The sequence below is a fragment of the Nocardiopsis tropica genome, assembly GCF_042660575.1.
GTDB lineage: Bacteria > Actinomycetota > Actinomycetes > Streptosporangiales > Streptosporangiaceae > Nocardiopsis > Nocardiopsis tropica.
The window spans coordinates 52,187-68,034 of the sequence record NZ_JBHSUF010000018.1; the positions used below are offsets into that span (position 1 = coordinate 52,187).

Annotated in this window: 10 protein-coding genes; 4 read left to right on the forward strand and 6 right to left on the reverse strand. The window is 75.6% G+C overall.

Translation table 11 applies throughout. The annotated features are described in order from the left end of the window. Both ACFQBR_RS25375 and ACFQBR_RS25380 read right to left on the reverse strand, forming a co-directional pair. On the reverse strand, positions 1-1,624 hold a 1,624-nt coding region (locus tag ACFQBR_RS25375), incomplete at its 3' end, for a hypothetical protein (RefSeq protein ID WP_378554599.1). A gap of 354 nt (positions 1,625-1,978) precedes the next feature. Continuing rightward, entirely contained in the window at positions 1,979-2,614 is a 636-nt protein-coding gene (locus tag ACFQBR_RS25380) for a YbhB/YbcL family Raf kinase inhibitor-like protein (RefSeq protein WP_267949116.1), read from the reverse strand. Positions 2,615-2,894: 280 nt separating this feature from the next. Here ACFQBR_RS25380 and ACFQBR_RS25385 point away from each other — a divergent pair, with 280 nt between their 5' ends. Beyond that, the gene (locus tag ACFQBR_RS25385) at positions 2,895-6,176 is read left to right on the forward strand and encodes an ATP-binding protein (RefSeq protein WP_344185141.1); all 3,282 of its coding nucleotides are present in this window, start codon (positions 2,895-2,897) and stop codon (positions 6,174-6,176) included. 63 nt (positions 6,177-6,239) lie between these two features. On the opposite strand, the gene ACFQBR_RS25390 is transcribed toward ACFQBR_RS25385, so the two are convergent. Both ACFQBR_RS25390 and ACFQBR_RS25395 read right to left on the reverse strand, forming a co-directional pair. Then, positions 6,240-7,073: an ABC transporter permease gene (locus ACFQBR_RS25390; RefSeq protein ID WP_267949118.1), complete on the reverse strand. Its 834-nt coding sequence runs from the start codon at positions 7,071-7,073 to the stop codon at positions 6,240-6,242. Next, entirely contained in the window at positions 7,070-8,044 is a 975-nt protein-coding gene (locus tag ACFQBR_RS25395) for an ATP-binding cassette domain-containing protein (RefSeq protein WP_267949119.1), read from the reverse strand. The genes ACFQBR_RS25390 and ACFQBR_RS25395 overlap by 4 nt, the downstream gene beginning before the upstream one ends. A 145-nt stretch (positions 8,045-8,189) precedes the next feature. Between ACFQBR_RS25395 and ACFQBR_RS25400 the strand changes: the two genes are divergently transcribed. Together ACFQBR_RS25400 and ACFQBR_RS25405 are read left to right on the forward strand one after the other, a co-directional pair. Further along, a complete protein-coding gene (locus tag ACFQBR_RS25400; protein WP_267949120.1) occupies positions 8,190-8,777 on the forward strand; it encodes a PH domain-containing protein in 588 nt (195 codons plus the stop codon). Between the two features lie 743 nt (positions 8,778-9,520). Next, entirely contained in the window at positions 9,521-11,020 is a 1,500-nt protein-coding gene (locus ACFQBR_RS25405) for a PH domain-containing protein (protein WP_267949121.1), read from the forward strand. A gap of 141 nt (positions 11,021-11,161) precedes the next feature. Here the strand turns inward: ACFQBR_RS25405 and sepH are convergent, their stop codons facing one another. After that, on the reverse strand, positions 11,162-12,733 hold the full coding sequence (sepH, locus tag ACFQBR_RS25410; protein WP_378554603.1) for a septation protein SepH: 1,572 nt from the start codon (positions 12,731-12,733) through the stop codon (positions 11,162-11,164). Positions 12,734-13,301: 568 nt separating this feature from the next. Between sepH and ACFQBR_RS25415 the strand changes: the two genes are divergently transcribed. Then, positions 13,302-14,378, forward strand: coding sequence for a hypothetical protein (locus ACFQBR_RS25415; protein WP_378554605.1), 1,077 nt, complete (start codon positions 13,302-13,304; stop codon positions 14,376-14,378). Between the two features lie 124 nt (positions 14,379-14,502). On the opposite strand, the gene ACFQBR_RS25420 is transcribed toward ACFQBR_RS25415, so the two are convergent. Continuing rightward, positions 14,503-15,801, reverse strand: coding sequence for a D-arabinono-1,4-lactone oxidase (locus tag ACFQBR_RS25420; RefSeq protein ID WP_267949124.1), 1,299 nt, complete (start codon positions 15,799-15,801; stop codon positions 14,503-14,505). Positions 15,802-15,848 lie beyond the last annotated feature (47 nt).

Here is a 15,848-nt window from a genome sequence, read left to right on the forward strand (position 1 = left end):
GGAGTCCGGTGCCCGGGTGGTCCCCCCGTGTGTGGTTGCCGGTGTCGTAGGAGGGCCGCGTGTGGGTGCCCGTGTCGTAGCCGGGGAGCCCGGTGCCCGGGTGGTCCCCCCGTGTGTGGGTGCCGGTGTCGTAGCCGGAGCGGGTGAAGGAGTCGGTGTCGTAGGAGGGGCGGGTGTGGTTGCCGGTGTCGAACTCGGGGAGTCCGGTGCCCGGGTGGTCCCCCCGTGTGTGGTTGCCGGTGTCGTAGGAGGGCCGCGTGTGGGTGCCCGTGTCGTAGCCGGGGAGCCCGGTGCCCGCGTGGTCCCCCCGCGTGTGGGTGCCGGTGTCGTAGTCGGATCGGGTGAAGGAGTCGGTGTCGTAGCCGCCCTCGGACCGGGGGGCCGCCGGGTAGCCGCCGCCCAGGGGGTCCGCGGAGCCGCTCCCGCCGAACGGGGGCGTCGTCGCGCCGGACCCGGGGGAGGAGGGGCCGCCGTAACCGAAGTCGGAGCGCTGGTGTGCGCCGGTGTCCATGCTGGACCATATCGGCGAGTCGACGTCGGAGCCGTGCGCCGGGGTCGTGGCCCGGAACCCCGGGGAGAGCGGGTCGCTCGCGGCCGGGCTCTCCGGGCGGCCCGCGCCCTGGTGGTCCGACCGGCCCGGCGAGGCGCCGCCGTAGGACGGGAGGCCGCCGAGCGGGGAGCCGGTCCCCGGCGCCGGGCCGGAACCGCCGAGCGGGTCGCGCGAGTCCGGGGTTCCCAGGGGGGAGGGACCCGCCAGGGGGTCGGTCCGCGGCTGGGAGTAGGAGGCCCCGGGCGTCCACGAGCCCGAGCCGAGCGGGTCGTCGTCCCGGGGGGCGGAGGCCGCGGGTGCGGCGTGCTGTGCCGGGGGCAGGCCCTGCGCGGGCGCGGCCCCCTGGGGCGAGGTGAGGGCGGAGCGCTCCGGACGCGGCGGGAGCGCGCGCTCGTCCGGGCCGAGCGGGTTCGGCCCGGCCGCGCCGGACTGCCCGTGCCTGCCGGACCGTCCCGCCGGCTCGTCCGGCTGGGGGGAGGCCTGCTCCTGCCCCAGGCTCGCCAGCATCGCCAGGTCGGCGGAGGGGCCGCCGGCCCCGGTCGCCGCGGGCAGGATCGTGGTCGCCCCGGGGGGACCGGTCTCCTCCTCGAAGTCCTCGTACCCGTCGTCGTAGTCGTCTTCCTCGTACTCGTACGCGGTGACGCTGGGGCTCCGCTCCTCGCGGTCGCCGCGGCGACCGCGGGGCTCCGAGGAGCGCTGGGCCGGGCCGTCCTCGCTCAGGCTGGACCAGAAGTCGTTGTCGGACAGGCCGTCCGCGTCGCCATCGTCGTCCCAGTCGACCTCGCGCTTGCGCCGGCCCTTGGGGCGCCTCTCCGACCGGCCGCCGCCGTCCTGGTGCCCGCGGCGGGACCGCCCGCGCGGTGCGGGTTCCTCGTCGCCGCGGTCCTCGGGGAGGTCGCGTTCCTGTGCGCGGTCGGGGTCGCGACCGGAGTCCTCGGTGTCGTCGTACTCGTATTCGTCGTCGTAGTCGTCCTCGCGGGAGCCGACGCTCAGAGCGCGCATGCCCAGCAGGAGCAGGACGAGCACGGCGAGCACGACGATGACGGCGATGATGATGATGACGGTGACGGTCATGGTCTACGCACTACCTTGGGGAGGTCGGCCGCGCCCGGGTCGCACCGGGGACCGGAGTGTCGGGAACCGGCCGGGGATGTGCGGCGGCCGCCTGGTTCCGTGATGGCCCGGTCTGTCCGACCTGCGTGGCACGAGGGGTGCAGGTGGTCCGGTGCGGTTCCAGGTCGGTGCGCCGCGCGGCGAGTGGACGGGAATCGGTCATCTGAAATGGGGCGAGGGGCACTGCCCCACTGTATGCGCTGTCGCGCCCCGTGTGCAGAGGGCGACGGATGCTTCCTGGGCGGATCCCCGTGGCCCCGGTTTCCCGTGGCCACGGGGATCCGGGGCGCCGGAGAGGATCTCCTATGGCCTATGTCACCCGGCGTTGGTCGTGACCAGGGACCCGCGGGCGACGGCCTGGTCGGCGATGGCGTCCAGGGCCGCGTCCAGCGACGCGCCCTCCGGCAGGTCCAGCGGGTTCGCCAGCGCGTACACGGTGAACCTGTACTCGTACGACGCCTCCGGTTCCGGGCACGGCGCCCCGTACTCCGCGACGCCCTGGGAGTTCTGCCCCTGCTTGGCGTCGGCCGGAACGCTGTTCTGCCGCAGCTCCACCAGCTGCGGGTCCAGGTCGTAGACCACCCAGAACACCTGGGCCACCTGGGGGTCGTCGACCACCAGGGCGATGGAGCCCGCCTCGTCGGGCAGCCCCGACCAGCTCAGCGGCGGCGAGGACGCCTCCTGCGCCTCCTGCTCCCCACCGTCCGCCGAAGCGCCGTCCGAGGCCCCCTCGCAGGTGTAGGCCGCCGGAAGCGGCTGCCCCTCCTGCATCAGGGGGCTGGTGACGTTGATGTCGTCGGGCATGTCACCGTTCTGCCCCGGGGCGAGGATGCCGCAACCCGTGGTCAGGACCAGTGCGGCCCCCGCCGCCACCGCGCCCGCGAGCGCTGCGGGGGACGTGCGGGCCGTGCGCGCACCGGTGGACCGGGGGGAGGGGAGGGCCGGGAACAATGGGAACTCCTGCTGGACTTTCGGGCCGTGGAGGCGGGACTCGCTGTGGACCGGCACGGCGTCGGGAGGACACCCGGCGCCGGGCTCGGGGAGGGAACGCGGGGGAGCCGCCACAGGGCTCCGGCGACACGTTCCTGAGCGAACCCTACTGTGGTCAGGCGGGCGTTCGGGCGACCGTCCCGGCCCGCGGGCCCCGCCGCGGCCCGCCCGCGGGCCCGGGAGCGGGCCCGCCGGAGCACGGCTCCGCGCACTCCCCGGCCGGATCGGTGATCATGGGTCGGTGCGGTTCTCCATCCTTGGGCCCCTCCTGGTGCACGACGCGACCGGAAGGCCCGTCACCATCGGCGGCGCGCGGCTGCGCGTCCTCCTCTGCCTCCTCCTGCTCCGCGCCGGGCGGCGCGTGCCCGTCGAACAGCTCGTCGACGGCATCTGGGCGGGCGACCCCCCGGCCTCGGCGGGCAACGCCCTCCAGGCGCTCGTCTCCCGCCTGCGCCGGGCCCTGGGCACAGGCGCCGCCGTCGACGGCGACGGCACGGGCTACCGGCTGGACGTCGACCCCGGACAGGTCGACCTCGACCGCTTCGAGGACCTGGCCGCGAAGGGCAGGGCCCGCCTCGCCGCAGGTCGGCCCGCCGACGCCGAACGGGACCTGGGCGCGGCGCTCGCCCTGTGGCGGGGGCCGGCGCTGTCCGACCTGACCGCGCACGGCATCGCCGAGGACATCGCGCTGGGCCTGGCCGAGACCCACCGGTCCGCGGCCGAGGACCACCTGGCGGCCCGCGCCGACCTCGGCCACCACGCCGAGATCCTGCCCCGCGTCGAGGCGCTCGCCCGGCGCGAGCCGGACCGAGAGCGCCCCGTCGAGCTGCTCATGCGGGTGCTGGCCGCGACCGGGCGCACGGCGGACGCCCTGGCCGCCTACGAGCGCTTCCGCGGCCGCCTCGCCGACAACCTGGGCCTGGACCCCTCGCCCCAGCTGCGCGACACCCACCTGCGGCTGCTGCGCGGCGAGTTCGACGCGCCCTCCCCCGAGCCCGCGACCCCGCCGAACCTGCACCTGCCCGCCACCCTGACCGGTTTCGTGCCGCGCGACACCGAGCTGGGGACCGCCGTGGGCCTCCTCACCACCGGGCGCCTGGTCACCCTGACCGGGCCCGGCGGGGCGGGGAAGACGCGCCTGGCGATCGAGGCCGCCACCGCCCTGGCCGCACGCGCTCCGCACCTGCTCGCCCGGGGAGGCTGGTTCGTCGAACTCGCGTCCAGGTCCGGCGCCGACGTCCCGGACGCCCTGGCCGGCGCCCTGGGGCTGCGCGAGTACGCCATGCTCCGGGCGGCGTCCTCCCGGGCGCCGGTCCCCCCGCTGGAACGGGTCGTCTCCCACATCGGCGACCGTCCCGCGCTCATCGTGCTCGACAACTGCGAGCACCTCGTCGAGGACGTGGCCAGGGCCGTGGAGCCCCTTCTCGCCCGCTGCCCCCGCCTGCGCGTCCTGACCACCTCCCGCGAACCCCTCGGCGTCCCGGGCGAACAGCTCATGCCCGTGCCCTCCCTGGCGCTGCCGCCCGAGGGCGCCGACGCCGCGAAGGCCGTCACCTACCCCTCCGTCGCCCTGTTCGCCGAGCGGGCCGCCGCGGTGCGCCCCGGCTTCGCCGTCACGCCCGGCAACGTCGCCCACGTCGTCCGCGTGGCGCGGGAGCTGGACGGCATGCCCCTCGCCCTGGAGCTGGCCGCCGCCAGGCTGCGCTCCATGACCGCCGCCCAGCTCGCCGAGAGGCTGTCCGACCGTTTCCGGCTGCTCACCGGGGGCAGCCGGGGCGCGCTGCCGCGCCACCGCACGCTGAGGGCCGTCGTCGACTGGAGCTGGGAACTCCTCGACGAACCCGAGCGGCGCCTGCTGCGGCGCCTGTCGGTCTTCGCCGGCGGCGCGACCCTGGAGGCCGTCGAGCGGATCTGCGCCGACCCCGCACCGGGCCCCGGCACGGAGGGGCGGGTGGACGGCCGGGACGTGTGGACCGTCCTGTTCTCCCTGGTGGACAAGTCGCTCGTGATCGCCGAGAACCCCGTCGGCGACGACGCCCCGCCCCGCTACCGGCAGCTGGAGACCGTCCGCGCCTACGCCGCCGAGAGGCTGGCCCTCAGCGGGGAGGAGGTGCGCGTGCGCGACACCCACGCGCGCCACGTCCGCGACCTGTGGCGCGCGGCGGACCCGCTCCTGCGCGGGCGGCGCCAGGGCGAACTGCTCGCGCGCCTGGCCCCCGAGTCCGCGGACCACGGCGCGGCGGTGCGGTGGGCGGTGGAGCGCGCGGACGCCGGGCTCGCCCTGGACCTGGTCGAGCACACCCAGTGGTACTGGACCCTGGGAGGGTCCTGGCGCCGGCTGGTCCGCTGGTCGGAGGCGGTCCTGGACATGCTCGGCGGCCGCGTCCCCGAGGGCAGGGCCGTCGCCTACGCCAGCTGCCTGTTCCACCGGGCGGGCGACGGTTCGACGCACCACGCCACGGTGGAGGCGGCCATCAGGGAGGTCGAGGAGGTCGTCGCGGCGTCGGGCGGGCGGGTCGAGCGCCATCCCGTGCTCGTCCACTGCCTGCTGTACAGGGCGATGCTCCAGGGGCGGTCCGGTGACGCCTACGAGCGCCTGGCCGCGGCCCTGGACCAGCCCGACCCCTGGATGCGCGCGATGGTGCGCGTCCTGCTGTCCCTGCTCGACGCCGTCACCGGCCACACCGGGGAGTCCGCGGACAAGGCGGAGGCCGCACTGGAGGAGTTCCGTGCCTGCGGCGACGCCTGGGGCGCGTGCCAGGCGCTCGCCCAGCTGGTGGACGTGTACCGCTTCGAGGACCTCGAACGCTGCCGCGAGCTGCTGACCGACGGGATGCGGCTGGCCTCGGAGTCGGGCCTGACGGGGATGGCGGCGGTGTTCCGGGTCCGACGGGCCCAGACCCTCACCGACCTCGGGGAGCTGGATGCGGCCCGCCGGGACCTGGGGGCGCTGTCCGACTTCGAGGACCCGGTCCAGGACGAGCACAGGGTGCTGCTGTCGCTGGCGGAGGCGCACTGGCTCGGCGAGGCAGGGGAGCTGGAGCGCGCCCGCGAGGTCGTCGACCGGATGCGGCAGGAGCTGAGCGGCCTGGGCGGGTTCTCACCGGTCTACCTGGAGGGGGGCCTGGGGGCCATGTCCGCGCTCCTGCACTGGAAGGCCGGAGAGCGGGAGGCGGCCTGGCGGGACATCGGCCGCGCGTGGTGGACGGCCTCCCACGGGCTGCGCCCCGTCTGCGCGGAGATCCTGGACGTCTTCGCGATGATGCTGGCGGGGGAGGAACCGCGCCGGGCGGCCCGCATGCTCGGGTACGCCGAGGGGCTGCGCGGCGTCCCCGACCGCACCACCCCGTTCGTGGTGCGGGCGCGGGAGCGGGTGCGCGCGGAGCTGGGCGGGGCCGCGTACGAACGGCTGGCCGCGGAGGCGAGGGGCACGGACGAGGACGAGGTCCTGGCGGGTGTGGGCGAGTGGCTGGCCCCGCTCGTGCCCGACCACAGGCCGGGGAACCGGCGCTCCGGCCGGTGACCGGACGGGGGTCGGAGGGGCCGCGCCGCCCCGGGGCCCGGGGGCGGCGCGACGGGACGCCGCTCAGGTGCGGCGGCGGTACGCCCACACGGCGAGTGGGAAGAAGACCGCGGTGAAGATCGCGGACCACGCCACCGTCCACAGGACCGGGCCCGTGGCGTCGCCCGTGCCGAGCATCAGGGCCCGCATGGCGTCGACGACGTGGGTGACCGGGTTGTTCGCGGCGACCGCCTGCAGCCAGCTGGGCATGTCCGCCGGGGCGACGAACGCCGAGCTGCTGAAGGTCAGCGGGAACATGAGGATCATCCCGAACGCCTGCACGGCCATCGGCGTGCGCACGATCATGCCGACGAAGGCCGACATCCAGCACAGCGCGAACGCGAACAGCAGCACCAGGCCGGCCGCCACGACCACGCCGACCACGCCGCCCTCGGGGCGGAAGCCGATGAGCATGCCGACCAGGAGCACCATCACCACGGTGATCGTGTACCGGGCCAGGTCGCCGAGGATCGCGCCGGTGAGCGGGGCCGACCGGGCGATGGGCAGCGACCGGAACCGGTCGAAGATGCCCTTCTCCACGTCCTGGCTCAGTGAGAAGCCCGTGCCCAGCGTCGCGAAGATGACCGACTGCGCGATGATGCCGGGCATCAGGAAGTCGCGGTAGGCCTGCCAGTCGCCCATCATCGCCTGCCCGAAGACGAAGACGAACAGGGTCACGAACATGACCGGCTGCAGTATCAGCCCCAAGACCTCCTCGGGGTTGGCCTTGATCTTCAGGACACTGCGCCAGGCCAGCTGGAGGCCGTTCCGGATCGTGCCCAGCGGCGTGATCCTCGCCGGGATCGCCGGAGCGCCCCCGGGCTCCGCGGCCCGGGTCCGGGTCGTCACGGTACTCATGCTCTGGCCCCCTCGTCCGCGGACGCGTCCGCGGTCTCCTCTTCGGCGGTGTGCCCGGTCAGGGCGAGGAACACCTCGTCCAGGCTCGGCTTGCGCAGCGACAGCTCGGCGACCGCCACGCCCTGCTCGTCCAGGCGGCGCACCACCTCGGGCAGGACGCCCGAACTGGTGACCGGGACGCTGGCGAGCAGCCCGTCGGAGACGACGGGCGTGCTGGTGACCGCCTCGATGATCCTCGTCGCCAGGGAGATCTGCCCGGGGTCCACCGTGCGCAGTTCGAGCACCTGGTTCCCGGCCCGGCTCTTGAGCTCCTCCGGGGTCCCCCTGCTGATCATCCGCCCGTGGTCGAGCACCATGAGGTCGTCGGCCAGCTGGTCGGCCTCCTCCAGGTACTGGGTGGTGAGCAGGACGGTCACGCCGTCGTCCACCAGCCCGCGCACGACGTCCCACAGGCCGTTGCGGCTGTGCGGGTCCAGCCCGGTCGTGGGCTCGTCCAGGTACAGCAGGGCCGGGCGGCCGACCAGGCTCGCGGCCAGGTCGAGCCGTCGTCGCATGCCGCCCGAGTAGGTCTTGGCGGGGCGGTCCGCGGCGTCGGTGAGCTCGAAGCGCTCGAGCAGCTCCGCGGCGCGGGCCCGGGCGTCGGCCCCGCCGAAGCCCAGCAGGCGCGCGATGAGGAGCAGGTTCTGGGTGCCGGTCAGATCGGCGTCCACGGCCGCGTACTGGCCCGTCAGGCCGATGAGCCGGCGGACCTCGTGCGGTTGGCGGACCACGTCGAAGCCGCCGACCTCGGCGTACCCGCCGTCGGGTCTGAGCAGGGTCGCCAGGATGCGCACCATCGTGGTCTTGCCGGACCCGTTGGGCCCCAGGACGCCGAGCACGGCCCCCGTCCTGGCCGTCAGGTCGACACCGTCCAGGGCGCGTTTGCCCTTGAACTGCTTGACCAGGCCCTCCGCGCGGATGGCGTCAGTCATCGTTCCTCCGTTTCAACGTTCGTCCACCAGTGTGACGAGCCGGGCTGACAGAACGCTGACAGAGTTCCCGCGCCCCGGGGCGGCCGTGCGGGGAGGCCCGCGGGGAGGGGCCTTCGGACACGGAGGGCCTAAACTCGTGCAGGTGATGAACACCCCGCCGTACGACGCCATTCCCGACCCGGACCGGCCCCGGGGCGGCCCCGAACCAGGGGACGGGGAGGCCGCGCGGCTGCGGCCCCCGCAGAGCCGCGTGAGCAGCAGGGCGATCGGGGTGTGGACCCTGAGGATCCTGTTCGGGTCGGTGTTCACCCTCGTCCTGCTCAGCGCGGTCGCCTGGGGCGCCTCGTCGCTCGGCTGGGCCTGGATCCCGTTCAGCGTGCAGGACAACGCGTGGCTGCTCCCGCTCGCCTACGGGGTGTACGCGCTGCTCAAGGTGGCGATCGTGCCGTCCTGGCGGTACAGGGTGCACCGCTGGGAGGTGGCCGGGGACATCATCTACACGCGGGTGGGCTGGATCAGTCGCACCTGGCAGCTGGTGCCCGTCAACAGGCTGCAGACCGTCGACCACACGCAGGGGTGGCTGGAGCGCGTGTTCGACGTTGCCACGCTGGAGGTGCAGACCGCCTCCTACGCGGGTTCGTCCACGATCGAGGGGCTGGACGCCGGGCAGGCGCGCCGCCTGAGCGAGGACCTCGCGGTGCGCGCCGGAGCGCTGAGGGACGACGCGACCTGATGGGCACGGAGCAGGAGGACGGCGGTCGCGCCGAACAGCACGGGGAACGGTACGGGTCCGGGGCGCGCGGCGTCCCGGACGGGACCGGCCGCGGCCCGCAGGGGGGCCACGGCGCGCGGCCCGCGGAAGGGGACGGCGCGGCACGCGTTCGACCCGGGGAGGGCGTACCCGCGCACGGCGGTCCCGGGCAGGAGCCGCACCCGGCGCCCCCGCCCGAGGGGTCGGCCCCGGCCGGGGGCTGGGTCGCCCCGGGGAGCACGCCCGCGCCCCGGGACCCGGGGCGCGCGGCGGGGGGCGCGGTTCCGGCCGGCCCGCCGGCGGTGTACGGCACATCGGCCCAGGGCGCGGGGGGTCCGCCGCAGGGGTGGGACGACCGGTCCCGGACCGGCCCCGGCGCCGTGCCGGGGCACGGGCAGCCGGCTCCCGCTCCGGAGCCTCCCCGCACGGCCACTACGTACGGAGCCCCGCCCCACGACGCCCCGCCCCAGGGCCCTCCGCCGTACGGCGCTCCTCCCGGGGGCGTCCCGTGGCACGGCCCCGCGCCCCACCCGGGCGCGCCCGGCGACGTGCCCCCGCACGGCGCCCCGCCGCACTCCGGGCCCCCGCACGGGGCGGCTCCGCGCGCCTGGTGGGGGCCCGCGCCGGCGGAGGGGCCGGAGGCCGGGGACGCGCCCGGCGGACGGGCCCGGGACGCGGCGCCCTTCCTCGCGCCGGAGCGGGCGCGCCGGATCAGCCCCCGGAGCATGGTCGTGGGCCCCATCAACCAGCTCAAGGGCCTCCTGGTGCCGATCGCCGCGGGACTGGTGCTGGGCGGGTTCAACGCCTGGGTGCTGGGCGCCACGGGCGCCACCGTCGTGGCGCTGCTCGTCGGCGGCTTCGTCACCTGGAGGACCACCCGCTACGAGGTCGGCGAGGACCGGCTGGAGATCCGCAAGGGGCTGATCAGGCGCTCCCGGCGCACGATCCCCCTCGAACGCGTCCGCGGCGTCGACGTCACCAGCACGCTGCTGCACCGTCTCCTCGGTGTCGCCGTGGTGCGCATCGAGGCCGCGGCCGGATCGGCCGCCGCGACCGAGGACGGCAAGCTGGACGCGGTGGCGGCGGACGAGGCCGAGCGCCTGCGCCGCGTCCTGCTGCACCGCAAGGCCGTCCTCACCGGGCAGGAGACCGGGCCCCGGGCGGCCCCTGGCGGCGGGGCCCCGGAGGCGGGGGAGGCGGCGCGGGGGGAGGCGCAGGCTCCGCCGGTCCCGGAGGACGACACCGTCACGTACTTCGCCATGCCGCGCTCCTGGTACCTGTACGGGGCGCTCAGCCTGGGGTACCTGCTCACCCCCTTCGCGGTCCTGGCCACCCTCTTCGGTACGGTCCAGCAGACGGCGGGAGAGCTGGCCAACGACTTCGTCGTGGACTGGGTCACCTCGTCGGACCGGGGCTTCCTCCTGGTGGCGGCCCTGGTCTTCGCGGGTGTGCTGGTGCTGCTGATGCCGGTGTTCGCCGTGGTCTCCTACGCCCTCACGCACTGGGGTTTCTCGCTCCGCGGGCGCGACGGCTCCCTGGTCGCCGAGCGCGGGCTGTTCACCCGGCGCAGCGTCACGCTGGAGAGGCGCCGCATCCGCGGCCACGAGCTCCTGGACACCCCCCTCGAACGCACGCGCGGCGCCGTGCGCCTGCGCGCCATCGTCACCGGCCTGGGCGACGCCGCCAACCGCGCCGTGCTGCTCCCGACCGGGCCCCGCCCCGTGGTCGAGGACGTGGTCGGCCGGGCGCTGGCCCTCTTCGGGGGCACCCTGAAGCGCCATCCGCGTGCTGCCCTGTTCCGGCGGCTCACGCGGGCCGTCGGACCGTTCGCCCTGGTGGCGGTGGTCGCCGCGGCCCTGGGGGCGGAGTGGCTCGCGGTGGCGGGCGCCGTGCTCGCCGTGCTGGGGATCCCCCTGGGCGTGGACCGCTACCGGGCCCTCGGCCACGGGTACGACGGCGAGCGGGTGAGCGTCCGCTCCGGTTCGCTGAGCCGGAGCCAGGCGACGGTGGAGCGCTCGGCGGTGATCGGCTGGACCTGGAGGCAGACCCTCTTCCAGCGGGGACCCTCCCTGGCCGACCTCCAGGTCACCGTGGGGGCGGGCGCGGGGGGCTACACCGTCCAGGACGCCTCGATCGGTGAGTCGGTGGCCTTCGCGGCGCAGGTCACCCCGGAGATGGTGCGACCGTTCCTGGAGGATCCCGGCGCGCCGGGGCACAAGGGCTGAACCCACTCCGCGCCGGCGGGCGGCCCGGTCCCCCGCGCCGGGGCGGCCGGGAACGCCGGAGGGCGACCGTGCCGTGCGGCTCCGGTCGCCCTCCGCCGAGGCGGGCCGGGGGTGTGGCCGCCCCCGGCGCCGTCAACGCGCCTACTCGTCCTTCTTGGACCCGAACATGATCTCGTCCCACGAGGGGACCGATGCGCGTCGGCCGCGGCCCTTGCGCTTGGCCGCGGCGCGGTCGTTGCTCCCGTTGGCGACCGCCGGCACGGCCGCGGGGCTCGCGGGCGCCTGGTCGGCGGCGCGGCGGGGGGTCCCGGTGTCGTTGAGGTCCATGGTGGCCCGGCGGCGCCGCGCGGCGGGCCGCGGCTGGGCCGGGGGATCGGCCGCCGGCGGTGCGGTGTCGGGTTCGGCGGCGCGTGCCGGACGGCCCTCCGGCGGCCACTCGGGGGCCGTGCGGCGCTCGGGGCGCGGGGGCCGCTCCTCCGCGCCGTGGTCCGCGTACGCCGCGGGCGCCGACGGCTCGGGCGCGGGGCGCCGGTCGGACTCGGGGGCACGGGGCCCGGGTTCGGCGCGCGGCCCCCCGAAGGGGTGCTCGGGGCGCGTCCCGCCCGGGCGCTCCGCCCGGTCGTCCCACTCTCGGACGCGTTCGGTGGGCAGGCGGCCCGTGGGGCGGCGCTCGCCCTGGCGCTCGCCGGGGGCACGGTACTCCGAGGGGCGGCGCTCCTCCTCGCGGAGCCTGTCGGCGGGGTGTGCGTCGGACGGGCGGAACTCGGCGGGGCGGTGCTCCTCCGACCTGTACCGCGGTTCGCGGCGGGGGTCGCGGTCCGGGTCGGCGTCCCCGTCGCGGCCGTCCGCACGCTGACCGGGACGGCGGTGACCGGCCTGCTCCGAGCCGGGCACCTCGAACCGGCGCCGGCGCTCGTCGCGGACGGGGTCGCCGAACCGGTCGGTCTCGGGCCGGGCCGCCCGGACGGGGGGCAGCGGATCGTCGAGGGGTTCCTCCCGGGGCGCCCGGCGGGCCGGGGCGTGGTCGGGGCGCCGCTCCGCCGCCGACTGCGCGTCCATCCGGGGCATGTGCGCGGGGGCCTCGCTCCGGCGCGGTGCGAAGGGCGTCACGTTCGCGCCGGGGGCGGACGGCGCGTCCGGCTCCGGGGAGGAGAACCGCGCGGCCTCCTCGTCCGCGGGCACCACGCTGTTGTGTCTGGGCTCGTACAGCCAGTGGGCGACGCGCTCCTCGCTGCCGTGCAGGAAGACGAGCTTGAGCTGCCACGAGCGGTCCTCGCGCTTCCACGAGTCCCACACGGCGTCGCCGGTCTCCAGCTGGTGCGCGCCGATCCGCTTGGCGACCAGGTCGCCCAGGGAGGGGCCCGGTCCGGCGTCGCCGTGCGCCCGCACGGTCGCGCGCTGGGCCTGCTGGGCGATGTACTCGCGTTCCTGGAGGACGGGGCCCTCGAACCAGCGGACCCGTTCGATCGGTATGCCGGAGATCTCGGAGATGGCCTCCGCGGTCTCGCCGGACCGGATGCGGGCCTGGATTTCCTTGGGGCGCAACGGATTCTCCACTTCGATCTCGTACTGGCCGAGCCGGGAGAACTGGCCGCGGACTGCGGCGCGGAGACGGTCGTCGACGGGCAGCGTGAAACGGGTTCCACGGCCGGCGCTGGCGAGCACCAGGTAGGTGCCGTCCTCGCTCACGGCCACGAGGCGAAGCTCGTGCATCGCCCTCCCTTTCGCGTCCCGTCGAGGGTAGGTCCCGCGACCCGGTCCCCGCGTTCTCCAAGTCTGGTCGGCCGACAGCGGTTCGGCCAGTACCGCGCCCGGCATGTCCGAACTGTGCCCGCCTCCCGTTCCGTGGCACTGACCACGGTGGGAGCCGCCCCGGGTGCCGGGGCACTCACGGTCGCTTCCGCTGCCAATCTTGGCACGCTGAGCCTTCGGCGACCGGGAGCGATCGGGGGGAATGTCGCCGATCCCGTGCGAAGGCTCCGCGGTGATGGTATCCCGGGGCCCCTGAATCACCCCAGGTATGGGAAAAACTCCGATCTCGGCCCGGGGCCCGATCGGACGATGACCCTCTTGAGCAAACCGACACGCCGACCTATGCCGGAGAGTGATGCTTCTTATGTCTTGGCGTTATCGGAACCCGGGGCCCCTTAGGGTGAGTTATCCATCTATGAGCGAAATGTGATGTTTGGTGACTGTGGGGCTGTATGCCCCACCACACGCGCATCCCGCCAGTACGAGTTCCCGTCGCGCCCCGCGCGGCCGACGAAGGAGGGGCGACCGGATGGGTCGGACCGGACACGACGACGACAACGAGGCGGAGGAGGGCACCGGGAAGAAGAAGCGGATCGAACTGAGCGTCTCCCAGGTCGCGGGCGCCGGCGCCGCCACGCTCGCCGCCGCGACCGCGGCCTCGTACCTCAACGTGTACGGCACGGTCGTCGGCGCCGCCGTCATGGCCACGCTCAGCACCCTGGTCAGCCCCCTCCTCCAGCACTGGTTCTCCCGCAGCGGCGAACAGGCCAGGCAGCTGGCGGGGAAGGCGGTCGGCCACACCGAGGCCGCACCCGTGGCGCCCGGGGCGCCCGTGGCCCCCTTCCCGGAGGAGATCTCCGAGTCGGGCCTGCTCAGGGAGGTCTCCGAGGCGGGCCCTCCCGACGGAGCGCCCCGCGACTTCGACGCCACCCGCACGATGGCCATGCCCGCACTGGGGGCGACCGACGACGGGACCGCCGCCTTCGGCGGCCCCGGGGACCCCGCGAACCGGGTCGGCGTCCCGGACGGGACCGCCCTGCTGCCCGCGGCGGACACCGGGGGCCGGGGCCGCGGCGGTTCCGGGGAGCGGGAGGGGGGCGGCCTCCGTCCGCGGCGCGGCTGGCGCTCCGTGGTGGTCCCGGCCGCCGCGGTGTTCGCTCTGGTGATGCTCGTGATCCTGCTGTTCGAGCTGTTCACGGGACGGTCGCTGACCGCCTGGACGCAAGGCGGCGAGGAGCCCACCTCGCCCACCCTGTTCGGCGGTTCCAGCTCGGGCGCCCCGGCGCAGGAGGACGACCCCGGGACCGGGGAGACCACCGAGGACGAGCCCTGGACCACCGACCGGGAGCCGGGGACGGGAACGACCGGGACGACGCCCGAGCCGGACGCCCCCGCGACCGAGGAGCCCGAGGACGGCACCGGTGGCGGCGGGACGGGCGGCGACGGCGGCACCGGTGGGACCACCGAGCCCACGGACCCGCCGGTCGAGGAGCAGGAACCCCAGGACCCGGGTACGCAGCAGCCCGACCCCGGGACCGGCGACGGCGGAGGACAGGGGGGCGGGGCCCCCGCCCCGGCGCCCGCCCCCGCGCCCCCCGCGGGCTGACGGGCCCCCGGCACAGGACGACGGCGGCGGGACCCCGCACGGGGCCCCGCCGCCCGTGTGCGGCGACGCGTGCTCCGGGCGGGAGGGAGCCGGGCCCCGGGGCCCGCACCGCGTCCCCGGCGCCTCAGCCGAGGACCCGCTCCAGGTAGTCGTTGCCGAACCGGCGCCCCGGGTCCACGCGGTCGCGCACCGCCAGGGCCTCGCCCAGGCGCGGGTAGACCTTCTCCAGGTAGGACCGGTCGCGCGTGTGCATCTTGCCCCAGTGCGGGCGCCCGCCCACCGACGTGAACACGGCCTCCATGTCGGCGAAGTACGCCTCGTGGGGGGTGCCCTTGTACACGTGCACCGCGACGTACGCCGTGTCGCGCCCGTAGGCGGTCGACAGCCACACGTCGTCGGCCGGCGCGAACCGCACCTCCACCGGGAAGCTCACCCGGTGGTCGCCCCGGTCCACGATCCTGCGGGCCTCGCGCAGCACGTCCACCAGGTGCTCGGCGGGGATCGCGTACTCCATCTCGACGAACCGCACGTCGCGCACGGACGCGAACACCTTGTGCGACGTGTCGGTGTACCTGCGGGCCGACAGCGCCCGCGAGCTGATCCGGTTCACGGCGGGCACGAGCCGGGGGTGGCGCCGGCACACGCGGTTGACCCTCTCGAAGACCGTGTTGGACAGGAAGTCGTCGTCCAGCCACGTCCGGAAGCCGGACAGCGGCCGTGCCGGCCCGTCCGCGGTGTTGTTGCGCTTGGTGTTGGTGTTGCCGGTGTGCGGGAACCAGAAGAACTCGAAGTGCTCGTTGCCCGCACGCAGCTCGGGAAGCCTCTCCAGCACCTCGTCCAACGGCATCGGCTCCTCCCTCGCGTACAGCAGGAAGGCCGGGCGCACCGCCATCGTCAGCGCGGTGACCACGCCGAACGCGCCCAGCCCCACCCGGGCGGAGTGGAACAGCCCGGGGTCGCGGTCCGGGGAGCACTCGACCACGGAGCCGTCGGCGAGCACCATCTCCAGCCCGACCACCTGGGAGGCCAGGCCGCCCGAGTCCCGGCCGGTCCCGTGGGTGCCGGTCTGCACCGCTCCGGCCATGGTCTGCACGGCGATGTCGCCCATGTTGGCCAGGGCGACGCCGTGCTCGGCCAGCACGTCGTTGAAGTCGCACAGGGGAAGGCCCGCCTCGACCGTGGCGGTGCCCGCCTCCGGGTCGACCGAGCGCACCGCGGCCAACGAGGTGGGGGAGAGGAGGAGGCCGTCGGTGACCGCCACGTCGGTGAAGGAGTGGCCCGAACCGACCATGCGGACCCTCAGGCCCTCGTCGGCGGCCGAGAGGACCGCGGCGGCCACCGCCGCGGTGTCCCCGGGAGCCGCCGTGCGCCTCGGGCGCGCCTGGTAGGTGTCCGCCCATGTGTGCCACGACACATCTGTCATGCGGCGACATTACCCACTGGTCACTTCTGCCGCCAGGGGGGTCCTCC